This is a genomic window from Paenibacillus methanolicus, assembly GCF_008124765.1.
In the GTDB taxonomy this organism is placed as follows: Bacteria; Bacillota; Bacilli; order Paenibacillales; family Paenibacillaceae; genus Paenibacillus_Z; species Paenibacillus_Z methanolicus.
Genome location: NZ_VNHS01000012.1, coordinates 334479 through 358839, shown reverse-complemented (window position 1 = coordinate 358839; position 24361 = coordinate 334479). Strand labels below are relative to the sequence as shown.

26 protein-coding genes, 5 tRNA genes and 1 riboswitch are annotated in these 24361 nt (G+C 58.4%); of the genes, 6 read left to right on the top strand and 25 right to left on the bottom strand.

Features of this window, described 5'->3' with window-relative positions; all coding sequences use genetic code 11:
• Positions 1 to 1207 precede the first annotated feature (1207 nt).
• The 6 genes from BCM02_RS29265 to BCM02_RS29240 all read right to left on the bottom strand — a co-directional run bounded on the left by BCM02_RS29265 (position 1208) and on the right by BCM02_RS29240 (position 2365).
• Positions 1208 to 1288, bottom strand: a tRNA-Leu gene (locus tag BCM02_RS29265).
• An 11-nt stretch (positions 1289 to 1299) separates the two neighbouring features.
• Positions 1300 to 1372, bottom strand: a tRNA-Lys gene (locus BCM02_RS29260).
• Positions 1373 to 1378: 6 nt separating this feature from the next.
• Positions 1379 to 1453: transfer RNA gene (locus BCM02_RS29255), tRNA-Glu, on the bottom strand.
• 221 nt (positions 1454 to 1674) lie between these two features.
• Positions 1675 to 1765: transfer RNA gene (locus BCM02_RS29250), tRNA-Ser, on the bottom strand.
• A 7-nt stretch (positions 1766 to 1772) separates the two neighbouring features.
• A tRNA-Asn gene (locus BCM02_RS29245) sits at positions 1773 to 1848 on the bottom strand.
• A gap of 34 nt (positions 1849 to 1882) precedes the next feature.
• The gene (locus BCM02_RS29240) at positions 1883 to 2365 is read right to left on the bottom strand and encodes a SprT family protein (protein ID WP_148932677.1); all 483 of its coding nucleotides are present in this window, start codon (positions 2363 to 2365) and stop codon (positions 1883 to 1885) included.
• Positions 2366 to 2490: 125 nt separating this feature from the next.
• Between BCM02_RS29240 and BCM02_RS29235 the strand changes: the two genes are divergently transcribed.
• Positions 2491 to 2844, top strand: coding sequence for a hydrolase/acyltransferase (locus BCM02_RS29235; RefSeq protein WP_148932676.1), 354 nt, complete (start codon positions 2491 to 2493; stop codon positions 2842 to 2844).
• 111 nt (positions 2845 to 2955) lie between these two features.
• Entirely contained in the window at positions 2956 to 3099 is a 144-nt protein-coding gene (gene cmpA, locus BCM02_RS29230; RefSeq protein ID WP_148932675.1) for a cortex morphogenetic protein CmpA, read from the top strand.
• 218 nt (positions 3100 to 3317) lie between these two features.
• On the opposite strand, the gene BCM02_RS29225 is transcribed toward cmpA, so the two are convergent.
• From BCM02_RS29225 to uptA, 4 genes are all read right to left on the bottom strand, one after another.
• Positions 3318 to 5477: a Tex family protein gene (locus BCM02_RS29225; protein WP_148932693.1), complete on the bottom strand. Its 2160-nt coding sequence runs from the start codon at positions 5475 to 5477 to the stop codon at positions 3318 to 3320.
• A 176-nt stretch (positions 5478 to 5653) separates the two neighbouring features.
• A complete protein-coding gene (locus tag BCM02_RS29220) occupies positions 5654 to 6292 on the bottom strand; it encodes an MBL fold metallo-hydrolase (protein WP_148932674.1) in 639 nt (212 codons plus the stop codon).
• Positions 6293 to 6298: 6 nt separating this feature from the next.
• The gene (locus BCM02_RS29215) at positions 6299 to 6865 is read right to left on the bottom strand and encodes a thioredoxin family protein (RefSeq protein ID WP_148932673.1); all 567 of its coding nucleotides are present in this window, start codon (positions 6863 to 6865) and stop codon (positions 6299 to 6301) included.
• A 93-nt stretch (positions 6866 to 6958) separates the two neighbouring features.
• Complete coding sequence (uptA, locus tag BCM02_RS29210) at positions 6959 to 7567, bottom strand: undecaprenyl phosphate transporter UptA (RefSeq protein WP_148932672.1); 609 nt, start codon at positions 7565 to 7567, stop codon at positions 6959 to 6961.
• A gap of 208 nt (positions 7568 to 7775) precedes the next feature.
• On the opposite strand from uptA, the gene BCM02_RS29205 reads away from it, so the two are divergent.
• Both BCM02_RS29205 and BCM02_RS29200 read left to right on the top strand, forming a co-directional pair.
• On the top strand, positions 7776 to 8222 hold the full coding sequence (locus BCM02_RS29205; RefSeq protein WP_148932671.1) for a cupredoxin domain-containing protein: 447 nt from the start codon (positions 7776 to 7778) through the stop codon (positions 8220 to 8222).
• Positions 8223 to 8294: 72 nt separating this feature from the next.
• Positions 8295 to 8609: a dehydrogenase gene (locus tag BCM02_RS29200; RefSeq protein WP_148932670.1), complete on the top strand. Its 315-nt coding sequence runs from the start codon at positions 8295 to 8297 to the stop codon at positions 8607 to 8609.
• 133 nt (positions 8610 to 8742) lie between these two features.
• On the opposite strand, the gene BCM02_RS29195 is transcribed toward BCM02_RS29200, so the two are convergent.
• From BCM02_RS29195 to BCM02_RS29160, 8 genes are all read right to left on the bottom strand, one after another.
• Positions 8743 to 9096 (bottom strand): hypothetical protein, encoded by a 354-nt coding sequence (locus BCM02_RS29195; RefSeq protein WP_148932669.1) that lies wholly within the window; start codon positions 9094 to 9096, stop codon positions 8743 to 8745.
• Positions 9097 to 9306: 210 nt separating this feature from the next.
• A complete protein-coding gene (locus tag BCM02_RS29190; RefSeq protein ID WP_148932668.1) occupies positions 9307 to 10017 on the bottom strand; it encodes a PilZ domain-containing protein in 711 nt (236 codons plus the stop codon).
• Between the two features lie 90 nt (positions 10018 to 10107).
• Positions 10108 to 10202: riboswitch (cyclic di-GMP riboswitch) on the bottom strand.
• 12 nt (positions 10203 to 10214) lie between these two features.
• Positions 10215 to 11297 carry an HD-GYP domain-containing protein gene (locus tag BCM02_RS29185; protein WP_148932667.1) on the bottom strand — a complete coding sequence of 361 codons (1083 nt, stop codon included), beginning with the start codon at positions 11295 to 11297 and terminating at the stop codon, positions 10215 to 10217.
• 27 nt (positions 11298 to 11324) lie between these two features.
• The gene (locus BCM02_RS29180; protein ID WP_148932666.1) at positions 11325 to 12020 is read right to left on the bottom strand and encodes a GGDEF domain-containing protein; all 696 of its coding nucleotides are present in this window, start codon (positions 12018 to 12020) and stop codon (positions 11325 to 11327) included.
• A gap of 263 nt (positions 12021 to 12283) precedes the next feature.
• Positions 12284 to 13459, bottom strand: coding sequence for a class I SAM-dependent methyltransferase (locus BCM02_RS29175; protein ID WP_148932665.1), 1176 nt, complete (start codon positions 13457 to 13459; stop codon positions 12284 to 12286).
• A gap of 12 nt (positions 13460 to 13471) precedes the next feature.
• On the bottom strand, positions 13472 to 14131 hold the full coding sequence (locus tag BCM02_RS29170) for a DUF6483 family protein (protein WP_148932664.1): 660 nt from the start codon (positions 14129 to 14131) through the stop codon (positions 13472 to 13474).
• An 88-nt stretch (positions 14132 to 14219) separates the two neighbouring features.
• The gene (locus BCM02_RS29165) at positions 14220 to 15065 is read right to left on the bottom strand and encodes an alpha/beta fold hydrolase (protein ID WP_148932663.1); all 846 of its coding nucleotides are present in this window, start codon (positions 15063 to 15065) and stop codon (positions 14220 to 14222) included.
• 56 nt (positions 15066 to 15121) lie between these two features.
• Complete coding sequence (locus tag BCM02_RS29160) at positions 15122 to 15748, bottom strand: DUF1256 domain-containing protein (RefSeq protein WP_148932662.1); 627 nt, start codon at positions 15746 to 15748, stop codon at positions 15122 to 15124.
• 298 nt (positions 15749 to 16046) lie between these two features.
• Here BCM02_RS29160 and BCM02_RS29155 point away from each other — a divergent pair, with 298 nt between their 5' ends.
• The gene (locus BCM02_RS29155) at positions 16047 to 16271 is read left to right on the top strand and encodes a DUF1128 domain-containing protein (RefSeq protein ID WP_148932661.1); all 225 of its coding nucleotides are present in this window, start codon (positions 16047 to 16049) and stop codon (positions 16269 to 16271) included.
• A gap of 322 nt (positions 16272 to 16593) precedes the next feature.
• Here BCM02_RS29155 and BCM02_RS29150 read toward each other — a convergent pair whose 3' ends face one another.
• From BCM02_RS29150 to BCM02_RS29135, 4 genes are all read right to left on the bottom strand, one after another.
• Positions 16594 to 17052, bottom strand: coding sequence for a hypothetical protein (locus BCM02_RS29150; RefSeq protein WP_148932660.1), 459 nt, complete (start codon positions 17050 to 17052; stop codon positions 16594 to 16596).
• 211 nt (positions 17053 to 17263) lie between these two features.
• On the bottom strand, positions 17264 to 18841 hold the full coding sequence (locus BCM02_RS29145; RefSeq protein ID WP_148932659.1) for a UDP-glucose--hexose-1-phosphate uridylyltransferase: 1578 nt from the start codon (positions 18839 to 18841) through the stop codon (positions 17264 to 17266).
• A gap of 86 nt (positions 18842 to 18927) precedes the next feature.
• Positions 18928 to 19917, bottom strand: coding sequence for a UDP-glucose 4-epimerase GalE (galE, locus tag BCM02_RS29140; RefSeq protein WP_148932658.1), 990 nt, complete (start codon positions 19915 to 19917; stop codon positions 18928 to 18930).
• A gap of 261 nt (positions 19918 to 20178) precedes the next feature.
• Positions 20179 to 21351: a galactokinase gene (locus BCM02_RS29135; RefSeq protein ID WP_148932657.1), complete on the bottom strand. Its 1173-nt coding sequence runs from the start codon at positions 21349 to 21351 to the stop codon at positions 20179 to 20181.
• Positions 21352 to 21550: 199 nt separating this feature from the next.
• Between BCM02_RS29135 and BCM02_RS29130 the strand changes: the two genes are divergently transcribed.
• Positions 21551 to 22411 (top strand): AraC family transcriptional regulator, encoded by an 861-nt coding sequence (locus BCM02_RS29130; protein WP_148932656.1) that lies wholly within the window; start codon positions 21551 to 21553, stop codon positions 22409 to 22411.
• Between the two features lie 17 nt (positions 22412 to 22428).
• Here the strand turns inward: BCM02_RS29130 and BCM02_RS29125 are convergent, their stop codons facing one another.
• The 3 genes from BCM02_RS29125 to BCM02_RS29115 form a co-directional block, all read right to left on the bottom strand.
• Complete coding sequence (locus BCM02_RS29125; protein WP_148932655.1) at positions 22429 to 23514, bottom strand: AI-2E family transporter; 1086 nt, start codon at positions 23512 to 23514, stop codon at positions 22429 to 22431.
• 111 nt (positions 23515 to 23625) lie between these two features.
• Positions 23626 to 24030 carry a YflT domain-containing protein gene (locus BCM02_RS29120; protein WP_148932654.1) on the bottom strand — a complete coding sequence of 135 codons (405 nt, stop codon included), beginning with the start codon at positions 24028 to 24030 and terminating at the stop codon, positions 23626 to 23628.
• A gap of 66 nt (positions 24031 to 24096) precedes the next feature.
• Positions 24097 to 24261, bottom strand: coding sequence for a DUF1328 family protein (locus BCM02_RS29115; protein WP_148932653.1), 165 nt, complete (start codon positions 24259 to 24261; stop codon positions 24097 to 24099).
• Positions 24262 to 24361: the final 100 nt, after the last annotated feature.

Below are 24361 nucleotides of genomic sequence, written 5' to 3'. Positions count from 1 at the left end.
TCAAGCTAAAGCGGTAAAAGTGTGAGGAAAGTGAAGAGAATCTAAGCGCTAGGTAGGTTAAGTGGCATAGACTCAAGAATTCGGGTGTTTAACCGATAAAAGATTCAGATTGCCCTTATTGACCATACGCTTCAGGTAATCAACCTCTACTTCGCGCTAAGGTCGCGTCGCTGCGTATACAAGCCGGTTGAGCGCATAGAGTTTGGGCACTGGACTGCATATTCGTCTATACGTGTATGCGCGGAAGGTCTACGTCTGCGAGGTGCAGATCTCGGAACTGACCGGATCACAATGGGCGCACCAAAAGTAGGACTACTATAATCAGTATGTCGCAACACTTTCAGACAGTTCGTCGAGACTCTTCCCTTGTTCTCGCTGTTCATATTTCACAACATCTACACTACGTAGGATCCGGGGCGACAATGGTCAGAAGCAAAGCGTCATCGTTGTGTCCAGCCCTTACGTCTTTACGGAGTTTACTAGATCGACAGAACCAGCCAAGGGATACCATTGAGTGCTGCTGCGGCCAATATGTTAATACAAATAGGAACTGCCCCCTACTCCGCCACGATCTCCAATTCAAGTTAAAAGGCCCCCCTAGTTAAGCGGAGCCCCCGGCAACCGGTTCGATGTCCGACCTTTTAGTTTAGATTTCTGCGCATACCAGCTCGCGCGACAAGACCATTTTCCGCACGATCGATGGCATGGCTGGGGTCGCAAGACCAATACGAATTGCTCGAATGCCAGAATGGTAAATAAACGGGCTGCGAGCGCTGAATGTTGAACGTTTCACGTGAAGGAACGAGATAAATGACGACTAGTGGGGATGTTAATTTTGTCTTCCACAGTGGGTTCGGAGAACCATTCTTTTTTAACACCCCATCGGAATAAATGCGGTACTTTATTCAGTAGGATGAATTAAGGTACTTTTATCTTCATAGCCTCAGGCATACCACGGCAACACGTCTTCTCGAAAGCGAGGCAGATACGAGGCATCCAGGAGCATGCAGTACTGGATAACCGGGCTTTATGCTCATGTTACGAGAAGACACATAGTCGTGTGGCGGCAAGCAAGTTGGATAAGTATAATCCACGTCAACAAACCGTCAACAAATTATCAAAACGACGATAATCATGCATCGCGATATTAGCCCCAAAACAAAAAAAACCCTTGCTCGGCAAGGGTTTCACTCGTTCTAACTAAGGATGCGGTCGGCGAGAGTCGAACTCGCACGGGTTGCCCCGCCACCCCCTCAAGATGGTGTGTCTGCCATTCCACCACGACCGCAAATAGGAGAGTGAGCCATGTAGGACTCGAACCTACGACACCCTGATTAAAAGTCAGGTGCTCTACCAACTGAGCTAATGGCTCGCATAATGGTGACCCGTAGGGGATTCGAACCCCTGTTACCTCCGTGAAAGGGAGGTGTCTTAACCCCTTGACCAACGGGCCATGCAACGCAAATCTAGCGTCGCTTGCAACAGCGACTTTTAGATAGTATCACTTTATGACGTAACATGCAATACATTTTTCGCAAGATGTCTCGCCGCGTAATGTGTGTTCCGATACCAGGATGGGATATCCACAGAGACGCCGCCCTCAACTACCAAGCCCCCACCTTTCCCATCGCAAACAAAAAGGACCGCCCGTAGGCGATCCTTGTCATTCATTGGTGGCGGAGAAGGAGGGATTCGAACCCTCGCACCACTTACGCAGTCTAACCCCTTAGCAGAGGGTCCCCTTGAGCCACTTGGGTACTTCTCCATGAGAATGGCTCCCCGAACAGGACTCGAACCTGTGACAACTCGATTAACAGTCGAGTGCTCTACCAACTGAGCTATCAGGGAACGTTGGCATTATTATGCAGTGACAAGTAATAATTTAACATGACGTTTTCGTGAAGTCAAGTTCTTGGAGCAACAATTTGCCTCTGCATCGGCCGCACGCATACCGCCTTGGATCTACCCTTCTGCGGCGCATATATTCCATACCGCAGTTTTTGCAAAGCAGCTTGTATTTATACGGCGCCGGCTTCCGATTCGCCCGCTCCGGCAGCGATTGGCAGAAGCGCGATCCCCCGACCTGCGCGAGCAGCTGCTTGAAATCCGCGTCGCGGTGCTGAAAGCCGCGCTTCAGCAAATGCAGATGGTAATGGCAAAGCTCGTGTTTGATGATCTTCTCCGTCTCCTCCTCGCCGTAAGCGGCAAGTTGATGCGGACTAATCTCGATATTGTGGGATTTCATGAAATAACGGCCGCCCGTCGCCTTGAGCCGCCCGTTAAAGGTCGCCTTATGCCGAAAGGGACGCCCAAAATCGCGAAGCGATACCCGCTCCACCCATTGCTGCAGCATGTCGTTCGTCATTCTAAACTCCTATCCGCGGCTTGTCCGCCGAAGGGCCAGCCGCTTTCTTTCCTACTTGAATTTTAAAGGACGAATACGCTACACTGTCAAGTAGTATGGATGTGTCCGAGGGGAGAACTATGTTTATGCCACAAATGCGGTTTATTATTCTTAGCGGTGCGGAAGGCGTCTCGTTCGTGGAAATGCCGGCTTCCCACGCTTACCAGCTCAGCGCCCTGAATCTTCGCTTGCATAAAGAAATCGACAAGTTAACGGCGTCGAACGTGCCTACTTTGCCCTATGCGATCGCCGAATGCGACAATGTCGATCTCCATGACAAGTCGCTGACGATCCACTCCGGTCTCGACTATTTGAATCAGCTGGAGCAAAGCTTCTCGGCCATCGAGGAGAAATCCTACCCGCTGATCTCGCTGCTCACGGAAATACGCGCGCTTCAGGCGCAGCTCGAGCAGTGGTACGAAGAGGAAATGGAAGGCTAGAACAGACTTTACTCCTCATCGCGCCGCGCTGCCTGCCGTTGGACCTGCACGGACGTTCGCCTACGCCCATATGCTAAGAGTACGATGGCAGACGGGAAGGAGGCGATGCGTATGCCGCAATGGCTGTGCAACCAACTGATGCGGGCATTTCTCAAAAAAGACCGGCGGCAAATCCGGCTGTTAAATGACTGCTGGTATTTCTACCGGACGAAACAACGTCCGGATGACGATAGCGTCGAGCTGCAGCAACCTTGAGCAGCGGTTCACTCGCGGACGACGCGCCAATGCCGACGTATCGCGCCCAACGCTGCTTTCGCATGACAAGATCGATAACGAAAAGCCCTGACGGCATCCGTCAGGGCTTTGTTGCGTTTCAAGCTGTAGGCGGCTCCCAAAATCGGAGCGCACGGCCGATACCACCCTGGCCAACCGTAATGCGGCCGCCTTCTCGCTTCTCCCGAGAGCTTCCCTGTCTACTCCGGCTTGCGCATCGTCAAGCCCACGCGCCCCTTCTTGAGATCGACGCTCAGCACCCACACCGTCACGTTGTCCCCCACCGAAACGACGTCCATCGGATGCTTGACGAACTTGTTGCTCAGCTGCGAGATATGAACGAGTCCGTCGTTCTTGATGCCGATATCGACGAACGCGCCGAAGTCGATGACGTTGCGCACCGTGCCGTGCAGTTCCATGCCCGGCTTCAAATCTTCGATGTCCAGCACGTCGGTGCTGAAAATCGGCGGCGGCAGCTCCTCGCGCGGGTCGCGGCCCGGACGCAGCAGGCTGTCGACGATGTCGCGCAGCGTCGGCGCGCCGACGCCCAGCTTCGCGGCCATCTCGTCGGCATTTAGCGCCGCCAGCGCGCTCTTGAACGCCTCCGTGCCGAGATCCGCCAGCTTCAGGCCGAGCGCCTTCACCAGCTTGTCCACGACGTCGTACGACTCCGGATGGATCGGTGTTCGATCGAGCAGATTCACGCTCTCCGGCACGCGGATGAAGCCGATGCACTGCTCGTACGTCTTCGCGCCGAGCCGCGGCACGCTCTTCAGCGCTTTGCGATCGCCGAATTTGCCGTTCTCTTCCCGGTACTTGACGATATTCTTCGCGGTCGTCGCGTTGATGCCCGCCACGTACGAGAGCAGCGACGGCGAAGCCGTGTTCACGTCGACGCCGACATGGTTGACCGCGGACTCAACGACGCCGCCCAGGCTCTCTTCCAGCCGCTTCTGGCTGACGTCGTGCTGGTATTGGCCGACGCCGATCGCCTTCGGTTCGATCTTCACGAGCTCGGCGAGCGGGTCCTGCAGACGGCGCGCGATGGAGACGGCGCTGCGCTCGGCGACATCGAGCGACGGGAATTCTTCGGCCGCCAGCTTGGAGGCCGAATAGACGCTCGCGCCCGCTTCGTTGACGATGATGTACTTCAGTCCGCGTTCCTTGTCTTTGCCCGCGGATTTGCGCCCGGCGATCAGCTTGGCGATGAACTGCTCGGTCTCGCGGGAAGCCGTCCCGTTGCCGATGACGATCAGCTCGACTTTATACTTGTCAATCAGGCCGTTAATGAGCTTCTCCGCTTCGGCCACCTTGTTGTTCGGCGGCGTCGGATACGAGACGGCTACCTCGTGCAGCTTGCCCGTCTCGTCGATAACGGCCAACTTGCAGCCGGTCCGGAACGCCGGATCGACGCCGAGCACGACGTTCCCCCTCACCGGCGGCTGCAGCAGAAGGTTGCGCAGATTCGCAGAGAAGATCGAGATTGCGTGCTCTTCCGCCTTGTCCGTCAGCTCGCCGCGCACCTCGCGCTCGATGGACGGCGCGATGAGACGCTTATAGGCGTCCTCGATCGTCGCGAGCAGAATCTCCTTGATCGGCTGCGGCGTGCCTCCGCGAATCGTCTGGCGGTCGATATAGTCGCGAATGCGTTCCGCCTGCACGTCCAGCGCGACGCGCAGCACTTCTTCGCGCTCCCCGCGGTTGATCGCCAGCGTCCGGTGCGGCGGCAGGCGCTTCACCGGCTCCTGGTAGCTGTAGTACATTTCGTAGACCGATTCCTGGTCCTTATCCTTCGCCTCGGTACGGATAACGCCGTTATCGAACGTGAATTTGCGCACCCATGCACGGATCTTCGCATCGTCGGCGAGCTGCTCGGCGATAATGTCCATCGCGCCCTGCAGCGCCTCTTCCGGCGTCGCGACGCCTTTGTCCGCGTCGACGTAGCGCGCCGCCTCCCGCTGCGGATCGCCCTGCCGCGGCTGGGACAGCAGCCACTGCGCGAGCGGCTCCAACCCGCGCTCTTTGGCCACGCTCGCCCGCGTCTTCCGCTTCTGCCGGTATGGACGGTACAGATCCTCGACCTCTTGCAGCTTAACCGCGGCAACAATTGAAGTTCTCAGCTCATCCGTCAGCTTGCCCTGCTCGTCGATGAGCCGAATGACCTCGCGTTTGCGAACTTCCAGGTTGCGCATATATTGCAGCTTCTCTTCAATCGAGCGAAGCTCGTTCTCGTCCAGCTCGCCGGTCATCTCCTTGCGGTAACGGGCGATGAACGGGATCGTGTTGCCTTCGTCCAGCAAGCTAACGGCCGCTTTGGTCTTCGTCAGCGGCAAGCTCAGCTCCGCCGAGATCCGCTTCATGATCCGCTCCTGCTCCGCGGCCTTCTCCTCGGGCGTCAGCTCGGTCTTGCCGATGCCGCTATCCAGCTCTTCTTCCTTCGCGCGTTGCTTCGTCTCTGCCAATGGTCCAAGCCTCCATCATAGGATTGCGTCTCGTCTTCTTGCCCTCTACTTATGGAGAAACCCCTACGCCCGGCTTATGCCGGAACGTAAGGGTTGTTCGCCATTTCGAATCCGATCGTCGTCTGCGGGCCGTGTCCCGGGTAGACGCGCGTGTTCGGGTCCAGCTGGTACAGCTTGCCGCGGATCGAGTCGTACAAGTCGCGCTCGCGTCCGCCCGGCAGGTCCGTGCGGCCGACCGATTGGCGGAACAGCACATCCCCGCTGATCAGATGCTCGCCGCTGACCAAGCTCACGCTGCCCGGCGAGTGCCCCGGCGTATGCAGCACGTCGAACTCATGGCCGATCAGCGTCAGCTTCTGGCCGTCCGCCAGCGCGTATTCCGCCGGCTCGGTCGTCAGCGGACCGGTGACGTCCGGCCAACGGGTCGAACCGTTCTTCTTCGCGTCCGTCAGCCAGTCCGCCTCCAGATCATGCAGATAGACCGGACACTTCAGCGCCTTGCGCGCCTCGTCGACGCCGCCCATATGATCGAAATGCGCATGCGTCAGCACGATCGCCTCGATCGTCAGGCCAAGCGTCGCGATCCGGTCAAGCAGCCGCTTCGGCCCCATGCCGGGATCGACGACGAAGCCGCGAGCACCGGTTTCTTCAATAACCAAATAGCAATTCGTCTGCAGCGGTCCAAGGGAGAACGTTTCGATTTTCAGCGTCATGTCCGGTTACACCTTGGCGAGCAGCTCGCGCAACTCGGTTACGATCGTTTGCTGGTAATCGGTGCCTTCGCCGTAACGGCGTCCCATCTCTTGGCGCGTCTCGGCGAGTTTCTCCTGATAATCGGCTGCCTCGCGGTCCGGGTTCGCCTGCTTGAAGGCGATCATCGCCTCCTGCACATGCGCCGGACGCGGTCCCCACTGGCCGAGAACGTCGCCCTCGGCGTTCGCCGCGATGACGATCGGAATCGCGCGTCCGCCCATCGTCAGAAATTCGTCCATCGTATCCAAATGCTCTTCCATGACAAGCACGTCTACCGGGATGCCGGAGTTCTCCAGCGCCTTGAACACGACCGGCACGTTGCGCACGACGTCGCCGCACCATTCGGCCATCAGAATCAGCACGCGCAGGTCGCCGCGATTGCGCAAACCTTCGAAGAAAACGCGGTCTTCCTCATTGCGCCATTCGAAGCGATTGCCCCAATCCTCGAACGCTTCCTTATTCTTCTGCATCCCCTCGATAAACTGCCGCGGGCTGATGCCTTGATTTAGCTTGTTCGCTACGTTCTTGCTCATCGGTATCCCTCCTGGGAAATGATCGTTATGTACGAGTCAATTGCTGGTCCAACCTAACTCCTATTGTACCAAACCAGGCGCCGGGGCACCAAATTATACCGTTTTGCCGCGCTTGCGAAGCGTCTTGAACAGGACGTATACGATCAGCAGCGCGATCGCGATCAGCAGCGCCGGCTGAATATAAGGCCCCGCCTTCTCGTCGATGTTCTCCCACTGGTCGCCGAGCGAGTTGCCCAAATACACGAACAGGATCGACCACGGAATCGAGGCAAGCAGCGTTAAGAACGTGAACAGCCAGAAATTCATGCGCGCCATGCCGGCCGGGATGGATATCGCTTGGCGCATGACCGGCACGAAACGGGCCGTGAATACGATGCCGGAGCCGTATTTATTAAACCATTTTTCCGCCGTATCCAGATGCTTGGGCGAAATTTTAATATACTTGCCGTATTTTTCAAAGAATGGCCGGCCGGCATATCTGCCGATGGCATACAGGATCCATTGTTGGATCACCGCGCCGATCGTGCCGCAGATGACCGCGGTCAGGAAAGATATTTCGCCCTTGTACACCAGGTACCCGCCGAACGCCAGCACGATTTCGCTCGGGATGACTTCGATCGCAAGACCGATAATGATGCCCCAATAGCCTAACTCTTCAATCCAGTGCAACGCGGTGGTTGCAAGTTCGTGAATCCACTCCATTCTCCGTCTCCTAACATTTCTAAATTTTGTCGTTTCTGTCTCTATCGGTATTCTAGCACATTGAGTGCGGTGCCTCCATAAGACCAGACACATATTAAAGTGACATTTTCGTCACGCGGCCCCACTTTGTCCGAACCCGCAGACATGCATGAACAAGCCCCTGCATAGACTAGCTATGTTCAATCTGAAGAAAGCGGGTGGGCGTTCCATGACCAACATTTTCGTGATTACCAAGAAACAAATCAAGCTGTTCGCGGTCCTGCTCCTGGCCTTAGTCGTGGCGGTCGTATGCTTCAAGTGGAATCAGTCTCAGGCGGCGATGGCGACGCCGAGCCAGACGCGGGTCATGCATCTGGTCACGGGGGAATTCGAGGCGCGCGACGCGAACAACAAAAAAATCGAAGCCTACCTCTGGTCGCCGAGCAGCATCTTCGTGAACGCCGGCGAGGAAGTGGAGCTGCATCTGACGGGCATCAGCGGCGAATCGCATCCGTTCGTCATTGAAGGACTCGGCATCCAAGGGACGGTGGAGAAAGGCAAAACGACGGTCGTCAAGTTCAAAGCGGAGAAGAAAGGCACCTATCCGATCATCTGCCAAACGCACGATACGCGCGAGCATAACGGCCCGATGGTCGGCTACATCTACGTACAATAACAAGCACGGTCCGGGCTGGTGACCAATCGGCGGCCGGGCGCATATATAGGGGAATGAGAGGAGTCGGTCACGATGAAACCATCCCCCCAATCCAAACATGCGGCCGGACTGCCGACGGCGCGCAAAATCCGGCGTGCTTGCGATAACGAGCTGTACCGCACCGTCAAACGCCTGAACGTCTACGTGTCCAAGGAGAAGCTGGAAGCGGCGGAAAAGCTGTATTTTAAAAAAGTCGCCCTCAACCTGCCCTGGATCGCGGAAAACCAAAGCAATCGCCGCAAGCTCGCCGACTGGTGGGACGAGAACGTCAGCGCGGAAATCGCCGAGCTGTGGGAAGTCGACTTAGCGAAACTGCAGGCGGCCTTCCGCGAAGCGTTCGGCGGTTAATGCGCAAAAAAGAGGACCTCGCTTCGCCCTATTGGCGGAAGCGAGGTCCTCTTTCACATTCAAGCCTTTCTCGACCGCTAGCCGGCCCATGACGGGCTATCTTGCGCGTTCGGCATAGGCCGCCGAACAACAGTTAGCCGATGACGGCGAATGCTTCCGAACCGGCCGGAATCGACCGGGAACGGAACTGGACGCCCGCCGAGTTAAAGATGCGGATCGTCAAATTGGACGTCGTCAGCACGCCGACGTTGCGGAACTGCACAACGCCGAAGTTGTCGAAAAAGGCGGTCGAGATCAGCGTGTTGTTCCGGTACAGACGGGCGAAAAACCCGTTCGTGCTGAACGTAACGCCGTTGCTCTGGACCCACAGCGCCGTCAAACGGTTCAAATAGACGGATTGCGTGGTGCCGGCCGGTATTTTGGCCGTTCGGATGACCCTCCCCGTGCTGGATGCGAGACGCTTCGGTCTTACTCGAGTCGATGCCATTCTTCCAACCCCTCCTCTTACGTTTCCTACAGCATATGCTAGGGAAACAAGAGCGGCCAGGACGAACGCACGAGGTCTATCACCTATTTTCTAAGGTTTGGATGCAGTAGATTTGATGCCCCCCGGCGGATGACGCGGCAATGAAAAAAGGAAACCGGCCGCGGCCGGTTTCCCTCGTTCCCCTGCATTCGCCGACAGCGTGCGAATGTCTTACATTCGCGCCAGCGCTTTGCGTCTCTCTTTGGCTTGGTAATAATTCGATACCTGCTCGCGAATCAAGAACGCGCGAAGCATTCTGGCCTGCAGCTCGTTCAGTTCCACGAAGCGGGCGCCATAGAAGCAAAACTCGCCTTCCGTCCCGCTTCGAACGATCTCGATATGACAGCTGAGCTCGAAGCCCATCGAAACGACCGCAGGCACGATGGCGCCGATGCGAAGCTTGACGTTATGCACGGTCTCGAATCCGATGCCGCTGAGCGAGACGTTCTTCGTCTTGAATACCGCGGGCGGCTCCTCGTCGGCCGCGCCTTCCGCCTGGTTCGCCCGGACGCTCGGCTGAAGCCTGCCGTCCAGCCGAACTTCGATGCGATTCGCTTCCCGCTTCTCCTCCAGCCCCGCGAGCGACTTCGGCGGGAGCAGTACCGCGAGCGACCCTTCCGCCTTCGCGATGACCGTCGATTGAAGCCGCTGGATGCCTACCGGCGAATAGAGCGTCAGATGGACCGGATCTCCCAAATGAAACGACTTGAACTCGGACATCTCGATCTCCAGCATTTCGCCCTCTACATGGGTGAGCAGGCCCGTGGATACGTAGCCGTCCTTCTCGACGACCGTTCTGCTGTCGAGGAGCGCTTGCAAGGGATATGTCGACATTTCTTTGCCGTATACGGCGGATTGTTCTACTCTGGATGTTTTCGTCATGATGTTATGTGACCTCCGTGGATACAAAATAAAAAAGCCGCTTCCTGGAACTTAAGCCGACTTCGTCATCCTGTACACGGATGCCCTCGCTTCGGCGGCCAGGCTGTCATTGTTCGCGATGCGCGCAAACGGTAGACCCTGTAGCTTTGCGTCCTTGTCTTTCGACAAGTTTGCCTTTGTCCTGCATACAATTGTAGTTAAACTTCCTTGACGATGAGCAGATTATTGGAATCCTTCAGCTCGATATCGTACGCCGCGGCCGGCGGGTTGCCGTCCGCTTCCCGAATGATCCGCACCGTCGGACGATGGACGGCCAGCGGGTTGTTGGCGGATACGACGGCGATCTGGCCGGAGCTTAGCAGCACGGTCGTCGCAATCGGGTAGATGGAAATATGTTTGCAAAACATTTTGATCAGGTTTACGTCGAAATACGTGTTGCCTGCCGCGAACAGAAACTCGATCGCTTCCGTCGGCGTATGTCGTTTGCGGTGCGGCCTCGGAGAGGTCAACGCGTCGTATACATCCGCGATGGCGATAATTTGCGCGTATTCGTGTATCTCGTCGCCTCTGATCTTGCGCGGATATCCGCTCCCGTCGAAGCGCTCGTGATGCTGGAACGCGCAGTGGGCCGACAATAACGAGACATCATGCTGCGCGCGAAGCAGGTTGAACCCGTCCTCCGCGTGCTTCTGAACCACGCCTCGCTCCGCTTCGCTTAAGAAGGCCGCCTTGGCAAGCAGCTCCTTTGGCACTTGGGTCATGCCGACATCGAACAGCAGCGCGCCGACGCCCAGCTCCTCCAGCTGATTGCGGTTGTACCCTTTGGCCACGCCCATGATTCCGGCGAGAATCGCGACGTTGACCGAGTGATTGAATAAATAAGAATCCATCGCCTGAATATTCGTCAAGCTAACGAGCATGTCTTGCCGTGCGGACAGGTCCTGCATCATCTGACCGAACACCGTGCGGAACGTGCGTCCGAGCTCCGGCGCGACCGTGCGCCCTTTGGTCTTGTGCGTATCCATAAGCGTCGTCATCGTCTTGTGGACTTCGTTCATCGCCTTGCGCCTCGTCTCGTCCTGAATCGCCGAGCTCGGCTCCAAATCTTCGGTCATGTCATCTTGGATATAGAGCATGTCGATGCCCAAATTCTCAAGCCTGTCGATAAATCGTTGGGTTAATTCAACGCCTTCCCCCAGCAGAACATTGCCATTCTCTTGAAAGACGGTGCGCCCCAATTTATCCCCCGGCTTAACCGAGGTTATATGCGCCTTCCTCATTGTGCCATTCCGCCTTTAATTGCCTGTTTATTGTGCTTGAGCCTCCTGTAACGATTCCTCTTCGGCTTTATGGCGTTTGCCCGACTGCTTGTCCGCGTACATCCGTTCGTCGGCCAGCTGAGCAAGCTGGCTTAGCCGTGCGCCGTCAGCCGGATACGAGGCGACGCCCGCCGATACGGCAAGCCGGAAGCCCGTTCGCAGCGAAGCGTGCTCCAGCCGATCGCGGACCTTCCGCGAGAAGACGGCGACAGCCTTGTCGTCGGCATACGGGCAGATGACCATAAATTCGTCCCCTCCCCACCGAGCCACGATCTCCCCGCGCTCCGCGCTATGCCGAAGCGCCGCCGCTACCTCGCGGATCGCCGCGTCTCCCTTGGCATGACCATGGGAATCGTTGACTTGCTTGAAGTCGTTGACGTCGATTAGCAGAACCGCCATTCGCTTGCGCTGCTTTCCGGCGCGAGCCGCCAGCTTGACGAATCCGTTCTCCACGAAACGCCGGTTGTACACGCCCGTCAGCGGATCCATGACGGCTAGCCGGGCCAGCCGGTCATACTTCCTTCCAAGCCACCAGCCGACGGGGATGGAGACGGCGGCAAACAGCAAGGCGCCGGCGCTTGCCCGAAGCAGGCCGCTCTCCTCGGGCCAGAGCCCGTAAAGCGCGGCGCCGCCGGACAAGCCGATCGCGGCCGCAAGCGCCGTTATTCTCCCCCGATATGCCACCGAATCCTCTCCTTCTCGTCGACTGGATTAGCAGATAATTCTTGTGCGGAGCGTGGATGACACTAGGGACAATGCTATGAACAAATATCGCAAAAAGAACGAGAAACAGGCAAAGATCTACCCCTGTCAACAGTCCCAAAACGATCATCCCAACACCCTTAATACGAACTACTTCCCGGGACTTCACGTATGAATTTATTTTAGCACACGCGATTTCCGTCGACAATCACTATGTCACGCATTCCATAACTAGTCATAAAGGATTACTTGAAAGCAGCTAGGCGATCCGCAAGCGCCGATTCCAGATAGGGCGAAAGATTCAACCCATCCCGGAATGCCACGTACTCCGCCCATTTGCGCGCGCTGGGCTTGCCGCCGCCGGTCGTTGCCCGGATGAGCAAATTTTTGGGGGTGTGCTCGGGATCGATGAATTCGAGCAGCTGCACTTTGTAGCCGATCGCTTCGAGCAGCTGCGCGCGCACCGCATCGGTCGCCAGCGCGCTGAACCGCTCTTTGAGCAGCCCGTGGGCCAGCAGCGGGGCCAGCGTCTCGTTCTTCACTTGCTTGAATAGCTCGTGCTGGCAGCAGGGAACGGACAGAATGACCGAAGCTCCCCATCCGACCGCTTTGGCGAGCGCCGCGTCCGTCGCGGTGTCGCAGGCGTGGAGCGTCACGACCATGTCGGCCTTGGTTAATTCGTTGAAATCCGCGATATCGCCAACCTGGAACTTCAGCCTGTCATAGCCCAGCTTCTCCGCCAGTTCCGTGCAGAAGGCGATGACGTCTTCCTTCAAATCCAAGCCGATGACCGAAATTTGCCGCTGCTGCTCGATGGCGAGCAAATGGTACAGCGCGAACGTCAAATACGACTTGCCGCAGCCGAAATCGACGATACGGATCTCCCTGTCCTTCGGCAGCTCCGGCAGCACGTCGCCGACCATCTCGAGAAACCGGTTGATCTGGCGATACTTGTCCTGCTTCTTGGCCGCCACTTGACCGTCCTTCGTCATAATGCCCAGCTCCACGAGAAACGGCGCCGCCGTCCCTTCTTGGATCACGCGCTGCTTCTGACGGTTGTGCGCAAGCGGCGCCCCGGCATTCTTCGCCGTCGGCGGCTTGCGCAGCACGGCGGCTTTGCCCTTCTTATTGAACAAAATTTGAATATCCGCATCCGATGTCTTCAGCAGCGCTTGTCGATAATTCTGCTGCAGCCAATCGGCGAGACGTTCCGCCGCTTCGGCTTCCGGCACGTTCTCGTGCGTGACCTTCGCCTTGAAGTGGTACTCGAACTGGTAATACCGGCTGCCGCGCAGCTCGATCGGCCGCACCGCCGTCTTCGGCGGCGTATTGCCGTCCTTGCGTTTAAGTTGACTGAAGGAAGCCTGCAGCAGCCGTCCTGCCGCCACAGCTTCCCGTATATCCGTTATCCATGTGTCCATCGTAAGTCTCGTTCAGCTCCTCGTTTCTTCATACCGATCCAACTTCGCCAGCGCCGCACCGACTTCCTCGCGCGTCACGCCCCCGCGCGCGAGCGTGTCGTCCGGCAGCAGAAGAAGACGACGATAGAATGCCTCGGTCTCCGACCGCGGCAGCTCGCCGTCCTCCATTAATTCATAGTGAACATCTTCCGCTTTATCGAAACGGCCATGAGATTCGTAAAATTCCGCCAGCAGCCGCTTCGTCGACGCCGGCAGCTCGTAAGCCGCAAGCTTCGCGATCAGATCCTCCGCCTCCTCGGAAGCGGGTTTGGCGAGCGGCGGCGCGTCCAGCAGCGCCATCCGCGCGAATAGATGAAGCGACTTGAGACGTGCGGCGTATGCGGCCTCCTCGTCTTCCAGCTCCTCGTGCAGCTGCCCTTCTTCCCTCAGCAGGAGCGCGATGCCCTGCACGTTCGCCGTCTCGACGACGCCGCTGCGCGACATCATCCGGATGAGATCCGTATCCGACAGCGAGCGGACCAGCTTGCCGTTCATCCGGAACAGCTTGTCGAGCTGTTCGTCGATGACGAGCAGCGCCTCTTCCTGCTTCTTCTCCCGGCGCAAGCCGAGCACAACGCCCGCAACTTCCCCGATCTGCTCGATCATGCGCATAAAATAATCCCGTTGGAACACGCTTCCCTCTCCCCGCGGCGCTGCGGCCCTTATTCACGAATGGAGCCGCCGCCGAAATTCGCTCACGCGCTCGGCCGGCGGCACCCGGTTATTTCTTCACGTACAGATGACGGACAAAGGCCGAAATGCGATTGCCCAACTCGGCCGGCGATTCGATCATGCTCATATGGCCCGAGCCGCTCAGCAGCACTTGCGAAACGTTCTTCCCTTCCGAGGTGAACGTGTTCTTGGCGGGAATGACGCCGTCCTCCGAGCCTGCCACGAGCAGGCGCGGCACCTCCAAGTTCTCCAGCACGCTGCGACGGTCCTTGCGAGACTTCATGCCGAGCGCGGTCGCGGCCGCCGCCTCCGGCGAGGTCGCATAGCCGATCTCATGCACGCGCTTCACCGCATTCTCCAGCGCGTTCAGATGCTCCGGCGCGAACAGCTTCGGAATAAGGCCGTTCACGAACGTCTCGATGCCTTCGGTCCGGATCGTGTTCACCGCTTTGTCGCGGCCGATCTTCGCCTGGTCGCTATCCGGCAGCGACGTGGAGTGGATTAATCCGAACGCTTCGAGCTTCTCCGGATGCTTCTCGGCGAACGCAAGAGAAACGTAGCCGCCGAGCGAATGCCCGAACAGGCAGACGCGTTCGACCGACAGCACCCCCAGCAGCTCCGCGAGATCGTCCGCGAACGCTTCCATCGCGTAGACCTCTTCGATGGCCGCCGAGCTTAGACCATGACCGCGAAGGTCCGGAATGATAACGCGGCCCAAGCCGCCGATCAGCGGAAGCACATCTTCCCAATAAGCTGAGCTCCCGCAGAAGCCGTGCAGCAATACAGCGGCGGTGCCTTGCGGCAGCACGCCCGCGTTGTCGCCGGAATCGTAATAAGCAAGTTTAAGTCCGTTGGCAAGTTGAGTCTGGCGGTTGGCAATGGTTACGGCTGTCATCTATAACACGCCCTTTACGATTAATAATAGGTGTAGTAGTCGATCGTACTCTTCATTCACCGTCCAGGCTCTATGATGAATCGGACCAAGTGCGTAATGGACGGGTTTTCCGCCTCAGCGCTCATCTCTCCGGCCGAATGGGGCGCCCACGCTTGATGGATCGCGTCCGCCGTGTCGCGCGCCATCCGGATCACCTGGTGCAGCGACGCCCGCTGCAAGCTCCAATACGGCTTCGCGCTGAGCGGACCGACAATGCCGCCGATGCTATAATCGCCGACCGGGGCCAAGTACCCGCCCGTCGCGCGAGCCGGGTGCAGCGGGCCGTCCGCGACGAGATAGCCGCCGACGCTCTCGGGCTTGCCGAGTCCCGCATCGATGGCGATCACGACCTTGCCTGGCGGCAGCGCCGCAATCAACGATCCGTAACGGTCCGCGTCGCAAGGAGCGGCAATCGTCCCGATGACGTTGTTCCAGCCGCGCTCGGCCAGAAGCGTGCCCACCCAGGGTCCGTAGCTATCCCCCGTCGAACGATCCGTTCCGATGCAGACGATGGCAAGCTGTTCCGGAACCGGATGCCGAGAGGCAATATCGCTCAGAAAAAGCCGGAGCCCCGTAAGATCGGAGCGCCGCCATGCCGTCCCCTCCCGTTCCGGGCCGCGGCGTCCTTTCGCCTTGCTTCTCATCGCTCTCCCCCTTACCGACGAGGTAGTTCAAAAAGTTGATCACGAAGCAGATCAAGACGTAACTTACGCATCGAATCTGGCGTTCAGGCTTGAAGTCCGGCGCTCATTTAGGTTAGCCTAAACTCCACTCCTCCTTCTTCGCCTTCTCGCCACCTTCTCGGTGCTGAATCGTCGACTTTTTGAACGCCCAATTTAAATTGTACTCCAATTCGTCCGCCCGCTCAAACCGCTTATGTGGCGGGGAGACGGGCCTCATGGTACAATACGGACAGCGAAAAAACAAAGGATGTGTCCCGGCATGAAAAACTTGAACGAGCCCACGCAAGAGAACGTAGAATTCATGATCGAAGAGATCAAAGTGAAGCTGCGGATGGCCACGGCCGCCGCGATGCAAGCATCGAGCTTTAGCGTCGGGCGTTACGAGGATATCAAGGAATTGTACGAGGTCGTCGCGAGCAAGGAGAAGTTCAGCATCAGCGAGGTGGAAGCGCTCGTCTCGGAGCTGGGGCAATTGCGCAAATAAACGGCATTAAGGCAGGAAGGCGTGCAAGAGCGACCCGCTCTCGCGCGTCTTTTTGCATTTCGGGAATAAAGCTTCGAACATGATGCGGGCTAATTGAGGAATTGCGCTGCGGATAAGCAAAAGAGGGTTGGCAGTTCGAACGAGCGGTCTCAGGTCGCAAAGCGGAGGCCCGAACCAGCCAGAGATCGTCGAAGGAGAATAGAGAGCGGAACTCCGGTTAGTCCGGCTGCCGTTTTATGACCGCAATGCTGTGTTGCGTCTACTTGTTTAAGACTTAAAGCTTAGATGCGTTGTCTCGGTAAAGCGCGAAGGCAAAAAAAATTCAAAGATCGTCCAATTCCGCGTCATCCGTCAAATCGTCAGAGGCATGGTCGGCCGCAATCGAGAGCTTGATCGTGACTTCCTTCTGCTCGCCCTTCAGAAAATGCGCCAATCGCTCCAATTTGTCCGCCAATTCCGGTCCGCTCATGGTCACGTTGAGCTCATAGGCAAACTGATCGGCCGGCGTCTTCCGGGAAGTCGAGGTATACGTGTAGCCGGCATTGAAGCCGTTGCGCGAAGGGAGAAGCTGTTCCGGGTAAAATTTGTCGGACTTATTGACTACGCGCTCGTAAATACGGAGCTTCTTCAGCAGCATATAGTACTGGGCGGAATGCTTAAAGCCCCATACCTCGCGAATGTCCTTCAGCGTGTAGTCGATTTTGTACTGCTTCAGCTTCTCTACCTGCTCGTCTGCCGTCAGCTTGAGAAAATCATCGAGAGCCACGATCGAGATTGACACAAAAACTACCTCCTCGTAAAAGAACTTGTCGTTTCGATATTCGATGCGCAGGATTCATTTCCTTTTTTTTATTTATAATAAATTCCATTATTTTTTAAAAATAACGATTGCTTTTTTCCGATCATTTGTTCTCACTGAAAATCGGTTCAAAAAAAGACAGTCTGGAATGAACCGTTGCTCCGATTCATCTCCAAACTGTCTTCCCCCTCAACTATCGCGCCGTCATCCCCATCGATTGCAGGAAGCGCGCGAATGCCCGTTGGCCTTCCGCGGTCCGCTTGTAGACGCCCGCATCCTTGAGCACGTCGAGGAACTTGCGTCCCACCTCGTCTTGCAGCACGTCCGCGGCCGCTTCCGGCGCCAGCGCCGAGCCATGCTCGCGCAGCATCGTCTCGATCCATGCCGCATGCTTGGCCAGCGGACCGCCCGCGATCGCGGACGAATCGTACGCCTTGGCGCCGGTCAGCAGCAGCGCGATCTCCTCCAGCTCCGTCTTCAACCGGCCCGGAAGCACCGCAAGACCCATGACCTCGATCAGGCCGATATTCTCCTGCTTGATATGATGCAGCGGCTGATGCGGGTGGAAAATGCCGCCCGGATGCTCCGCGCTGGCGCGATTGTTGCGCAGCACTAGATCCAGCTCGTACTCGCCGTTGTCCCGCAACCGCGCGATCGGCGTGATCGTGTTATGGGGCACTGCGCCGTCCGGGCCGTCGGTGAACGCGATGATCTCCGCCTCGGGATCGCTGTACGCGCGCCAAGCCGTCAGCACGCGCTCGGCCGCCGCCAGCACCTCCGTCTTGCTCGCGCCGTTCAGCCGAACGACCGACATCGGCCATGCCACCGTGCCGAACCGGACCCCCGGCGTCTGCGCGTCCGCGAAGACGGCGTCGACCGACGCGGTCTCCATCGGGAACACGTGGCGCCCCGCCTGGAAGTGGTCATGATTCAGAATCGAGCCGCCGACGATCGGCAAATCCGCGTTCGAGCCGATGAAGTAATGCGGGTACAGCTCGACGAAATCGAGCAGCCGCGCGAACGTGTCCGGCGAAATCCGCATCGGCGTATGCTCCGCGCGGAAGACGATGCTGTGCTCGTTGTAATAGACGTACGGCGAATATTGGAAGAACCACGGCTCGCCCTTGAGCTCAAGCGGAATGACGCGCAGGTTCTGCCGCGCCGGATGGTCCGCCCGCCCCGCGTAGCCGACGTTCTCGGCGCACAGCAGACACTTCGGATAGCTGCTCGGCGCCATCGTCTTCAGCAGCGCGATCTCCTTCGGGTCCTTCTCCGGCTTGGAGAGGTTGACCGTAATCTCCAGGCTGCCGTACTCGGTCGGTTGCAGCCAGTATTGATTCTTGTTGATCCGGTCCATCCGGATGTAGTTCGAATCGATGTTCAGCCGGTAGAAATCGTCCGTCGCCGCCGATACGCCGCCCTCCCGGGCGAGGCTCGCGAAGCGCGACGCCGTCTCGGACGGACGCGGCATGAGCAGCCCCATGATCTTGGCGTCGAGCAAATCCCGGAACGTCGTCGTGTTGCCTTGGATTAGGCCGATTGACGCGCCGTAGTCGAGCAGCGGCTCGAGTAGCTGGACCGGGCTAGACAGCTCTTCGGCCGGCACCTCGCCGGCGTGCGGCTCGGTGAACCGGAACAGGTCCAGCAGCGCGTTGCGCGCCGCGAAACGGTCCAGCGGCGCGATCATGCCCCGCTGCTCCGCGAATTGGACGAGCCGTTCGATCAGCAGAAGCGCCTCGCCGGCCGGTATCGTCTGATGTTGTTCCGTCAACTGTATATGCCCCTTTCAGACTGCAGCGCGCGGCGGGCCGGCAGGCGTGTCGGCCGGGCCGCGCGGGGAGTTTGCGCCTCGCGCGATTATTTATCGTTATATCCGCTCGGATTCGCTTGATGCCATGCCCATGCGCTGCCGATGATGTCCTCGAGCTTGTTGCGCGTCGGATTCCAGCCAAGCTCCGCGCGCGCGCGCGCGCTGGAGGCGACCAGCGTAGCCGGGTCGCCCGCGCGGCGCGCTTCGATGACGGCCGGGATGTCGCGGCCCGTGACGGCGCGCGCGATGTCGATGACCTGCTTGACCGAGAAGCCCGTGCCGTTGCCCAGGTTATATACCGCGCTCTCGCCGCCCTTGCGCAGCCGGTCGACCGCTAGGACGTGCGCGTCCGCCAGATCGCTGACATGGATGTAGTCGCGGATGCACGTGCCGTCTTCCGTCGGGTAATCGTCGCCGAACACCGAGATGCGCGGACGCTGGCCGAGCGCCGTCTGCAGGACGAGCGGAATGAGGTGCGTCTCCGGGCTATGGTCTTCGCCGATGCGGCCGCTCGCGTGCGCGCCGGCGGCGTTGAAGTAACGCAGCGACACGTATTTGATGCCGTACGCGGTATCGAACCACTTCATCATTTTCTCCATCGCCAGCTTCGTCTCGCCATACGTGTTCGTCGGTAAGGTGCGGTCCGTCTCGCGGATCGGCACGCTCTCCGGCTCGCCGTACGTCGCCGCGGTCGACGAGAACACGATGTACTTCACGCCGTGCTTGTTCATCGACTCCAGCAGGCAAAGCGTGCCGTAGACGTTGTTGTGATAGTATTTGCCGGGATCCTTCATGCTCTCGCCGACGAGCGAGTTGGCCGCGAAATGAATGACCGCGTCGATGTGGTTCTCGCGGAACACCGTGTCCAGAAACTCGCTGTCGCGCAAGTCGCCCACGTACAGTTTGCCGCCCAGCACCGCGTCCTTGTGTCCTTGCTGCAAGTTGTCGACGATGACGATTTCTTCCCCGCGCTCTTGCAGCGCCGCCACCGCGTGCGAGCCGATATATCCTGCGCCTCCGGTTACCAATACTGCCATACGATCTCTCTCCCTCTATCGCTTTATTTGTATTTTATAAGGTCGTTCAAAAAGTCGCCAATTGATCACGAAGCGAATCAAGATGTATCTCGGCATCGAATCTGGCGTTCAGGCTTGAAGTCCGGTGCTCATTTAGGTTGGCCTAAACTCCGCTCCTCCTTCTTCGCCTTCTCGCCACCTTCTCGGCGCTGAATCGTCGACTTTTTGAACCTCACTTTAAATGGTCGTTCGTCGACTTCTCGAGCGCTCGCTTCAAGAAGACTAAACGAGACGTTCCACGCCGTTACCGATCGAGCAGACGTAGAAGTCCGCGGTCAGCCCCGTCGCTTCTTTATACTTCTTGCCGACTTCTTCTTCGAACCGTTCGACCGCATCCTCGTGCACGAGCGATACGGTGCAGCCGCCGAAGCCCGCGCCCGTCATGCGCGATCCCAGGACGCCCGGCACTTGGCGCGCCGCTTCGACCATCGCGTCGAGCTCGAAGCCCGTCACTTCGTACAAGTCGCGGAGCGAGTCGTGGGACGCGTTCATCAGCTGGCCGAACGCCGCCAGATCGTTCGCCTTCAGCACTTCCATCGAACGAACGACGCGGTCGATCTCTTCGATGACGTGGCGCGCTCTCTTGCGAACCGTCTCGTCTTTAATCAGATGGGCATTGGCGTTGAAATCCGCGAGCGACACTTGGCCGAGCAGCGTAATGCCCGGGAACGCAACCTTCAGATCCTCCACCGCCTGCTCGCATTGCGCGCGGCGCTCGTTGTACGCCGAATCGACCAGGCCGCGGCGCTTGTTCGTATTGCCGATGACTAGCTTGTAGCTGCCGGAGTTGAATGGCACGAGGTCGTACTCGAGCGTGTCGCACATGAGCAGGATCGCGTGATCCTTGCGGCCGTTCGCCACCGCGAACTGGTCCATGATGCCGCACTGCACGCCGTTGAATTCGTTCTCGGACTTCTGCGCCAGCAGCGCGATCTTGACCGTGTCCGTCTCGTAGCCGGCGAGGTTCAGCACCGCGTACGCCGTGACGACTTCGATCGAAGCCGAGGAGGACAAGCCCGCGCCGTTCGGGATTTCGCCGTGGAACAGCATGTCGAAGCCGCGCGCGAACGTCTTGCCTTGATCCTGAAGCGTGCTGATGATGCCCTTCGGATAGTTCATCCAGTCGTCCGCCTCGTCGTACACGACGGGCGAGAGCGGAAGAACTTTGTGCAGGTCGAAGTTCGTCGACGCAAAGCCGAGCTGCGCATCGTCGCGTTCCCGGATGACCAGCGTCGTGCCGAACGTCAGCGCCGCCGGGAAGACGTAGCCGCCGTTGTAATCGACGTGCTCGCCGATCAGATTGACGCGGCCCGGGGCATGGAATACTTTGACGTCAGCCGCGCTGCCGCCGTAAATTTCGATAAACCGTGCTGTAAGCTCCTGGATGTTCGCCATTAACGACCACTTTCCTTTATCTGCAAATTTAAAAGCTTTTGATAGGCTTAGTATACCGAAATGCGCGCGCGAACGAAATGGCTCAATGTGCACGTTATATGGAGATATGTGACTTACTGTCGCAGGCTTGTCCGGTTTTCGGCCGTTTTTATGGTACAATCGATTCATATGTAGAATTGGTGAAAAGGAGCGTGCGCGCGTGGAACGTCCTTTTTCGTATACGGTGGTCTCCAACCCGGTGCCGAATTCGCACGGCGACCTCTATGTGCTATTTTCCGGCGAAAGCCAAACAAAGCCCGCTCACAGGATCGGGCCGAAAGTGTACGACTACTTCCTCATGCATCATGTCCTCTCCGGCAGCGGGACATTCACCGCCGGGGGCGAAACGTATCCGCTCGGCGCGGGACATACATTCCTCATTCGCCCGGAACAGCTGATCAGCTACGCCTCGGACGAACGCGACCCGTGGCGTTACCGCTGGATCGCGTTCGAGGGGCGCCACGCCGCGGAGCTGCTCGCCGTCACGGGGCTGACCGGCGCAAGCCCAGTGGCGCATGCGCGCGAGGCAAGCCGCCGCATTGCGGTGCTCTTTCGCAGCATCGAGCGGACGTTCCGGTCGGGCGGCGGCGTCGCGCATCTGCGCGCGGCCGGCTACCTGCAGCTGCTGCTCGCCGAGCTTGGCGCCGCGGACGGCGAAGGCGGGCGCGCGCCCGACCGGCAGGGCGGCGACGGCGAAGCGCTCATCTCGCAGGTCATCCGTTATCTCTCCACGCAGTACGCCGAGCCGGTATCCATCGAGATGATGGCCGACACGCTCGGTTATAATCGCGCGTATCTATCCCGACTGTTCAAGCAGCGGACCGGCATGACGCCGGTCACGTTCCTGCTCAAGCTGCGCATCGACAAAGCCCGGCAGCTGCTGCGCGAACGGCCGGAGCTGACGATCGAGCAGATCGCGTCCTCCGTCGGCATTCAGGACGCGCTGTACTTCTCCAAGCAGTTCAAGCGCTTCTACGACATGTCGCCGAGCGCTTACCGGGAGGAGATGCGCCGCGTGTGAGCGGCATGGAGCGACTTTTACTCGACCAACTCCTCGACTTTCTCGGCCAAGAACAGGTCGTAGAGGTGCACGATGATGATTTTGATGATCATATAGAACGGGATGCATAGTATGATGCCTAGAATGCCGGCGATCTCGCCCGCCACGAGCAGCAGCAGAATCGTCGTCAGCGGATGGACGTCCATCCGCTTGCCGTAGATGAGCGGGGAGAGCAAATTGCCTTCGATCTGCTGCGCGGCCACCGTGACCACGAGCGACCAGAACGCCATCGTAGGGGAGGCGGTGAAGGCGACGAGCACGCACGGAATCGCGCCGAGGATGGGGCCCAAATACGGGATGAGGTTCAACACCGTGGCGATGACCGTGACGAGGAGCGCGTAGGGCAGCCCGATAATTAAGAACCCGATATACATCATGACGCCGAGCAGGAACGTAATAATCATTCGCCCCAGAATGAAGCCGCTTAGCGCCGCGTCGATCTCCCGCAGCGCCCTGACCCCGTCCGGCCGATACCGGCGCGGCACGGCGCCGAGCAGATAGTGCGGCAGCGTATCGCCTTCCTTCAACATATAGTAGAGGATGAAAGGCGCGGTCGTAACGGCAATGACGAAGCCCGTCACGACTTGAATGACGTTGTTCAAATACGCGGAGGCCGAGTTGACGAGCCTGCCCACGTATTCCGATATTTGCGCCGTCAGATCGGATTCCGGCGCCGTGAACGAGGCAATCATCTTGTTGTGCTGCAGATGGAGCATCTGCTCCCGGAAGCCGTCGATCAGCTGCGGCGCTTCCTCGGCGAACAGCTCGATCTGGGCGACGAGCGCCGGCCATACGCTCATGAAGAAGATGGCGAGAAACGCGCCGAGCAGCAGATAGATGAACAAGACGGCGACGAACCGGTTCATCTTGCGCGCGGTCAAATAGTTCACGATCGGACGGAGCAAATAGTAGAAGAAACCCGCCAGCATGAACGGCACGATCAAGATGTTGAACATCGTGGCGATCGGCCGAAAGAGAAAGCTGACCTTGGCGACGAGGAAGATAATCAGCAGCAGCAGAATCGTGCCGTAAGCCAAGCGAAACAGCCGGGTGTTAGGCAGCAAGCATCAACGCCTCCTTTCTTTGGAGCGGCTCCGCATACGGCAAGAAGACCGTTCGCCTTCGTGAACGGTCTTCTTGCTGCTCGCGCCGAGCCCTTGGTACGTCCTCTGCGATTAGAGCAGAAACGGCGGATAGTACGAAATAAGCGGATCGTAGTCTTCGTTCTCGTAGGGCTTGCCGCCCCACGCGATAACGACGATTTTACCTTGGTCCAGCTCCTTCTCGAGCCGTTCCGCCTCGGACGCCCGTATGCCGACGGACTGCATCTTCGCCCGCAGTTCCTTGCCGCGCGAGCGGAACAGGTTGGCGACCGCGGTCATGACGCCCTCCTCTTCCAGGCCGATGCGCTCGGTGTCCATCGCCTCCGCGAGCCGTTCCGTGCGGTCTTTGTCATGCGCCAGCACGAACAACTGGTCCTTCGCATAGCCTTGCGCGATGAAGCTATGGATCTGCTCCTTCGCTTCCTGCATCGTGGATACGGTATGCACCTTCGTTGCGTTGGTCACGTTGGTCGCCATGTTCGTCTGCCTCCTTGATCATGCTTGTCTTGCCTGCGGTACATCGGCTATGCGCTTATCCGTCGGTTATACGCGTCCTCTACGGCCGAACACGAGCGATACGATGAACAACACGAGGAATACGAAGAACAAGACTTTCGCGATGGCCGCCGCCGCGGAAGCGAGCCAGAAAAATCCGGTAATGCCTGCCGCGATCGCGATGACGAAAAACAAAATGGCCCATCCGATCATGTGGATCTCCACCTTTCGAGTTCGTTGGAATAGCTGGCGCGCCGCATGCCGCCCGCCGCTCTACCCTGCATATAAACGCCCGTCCGCCAAGCTGAAACAG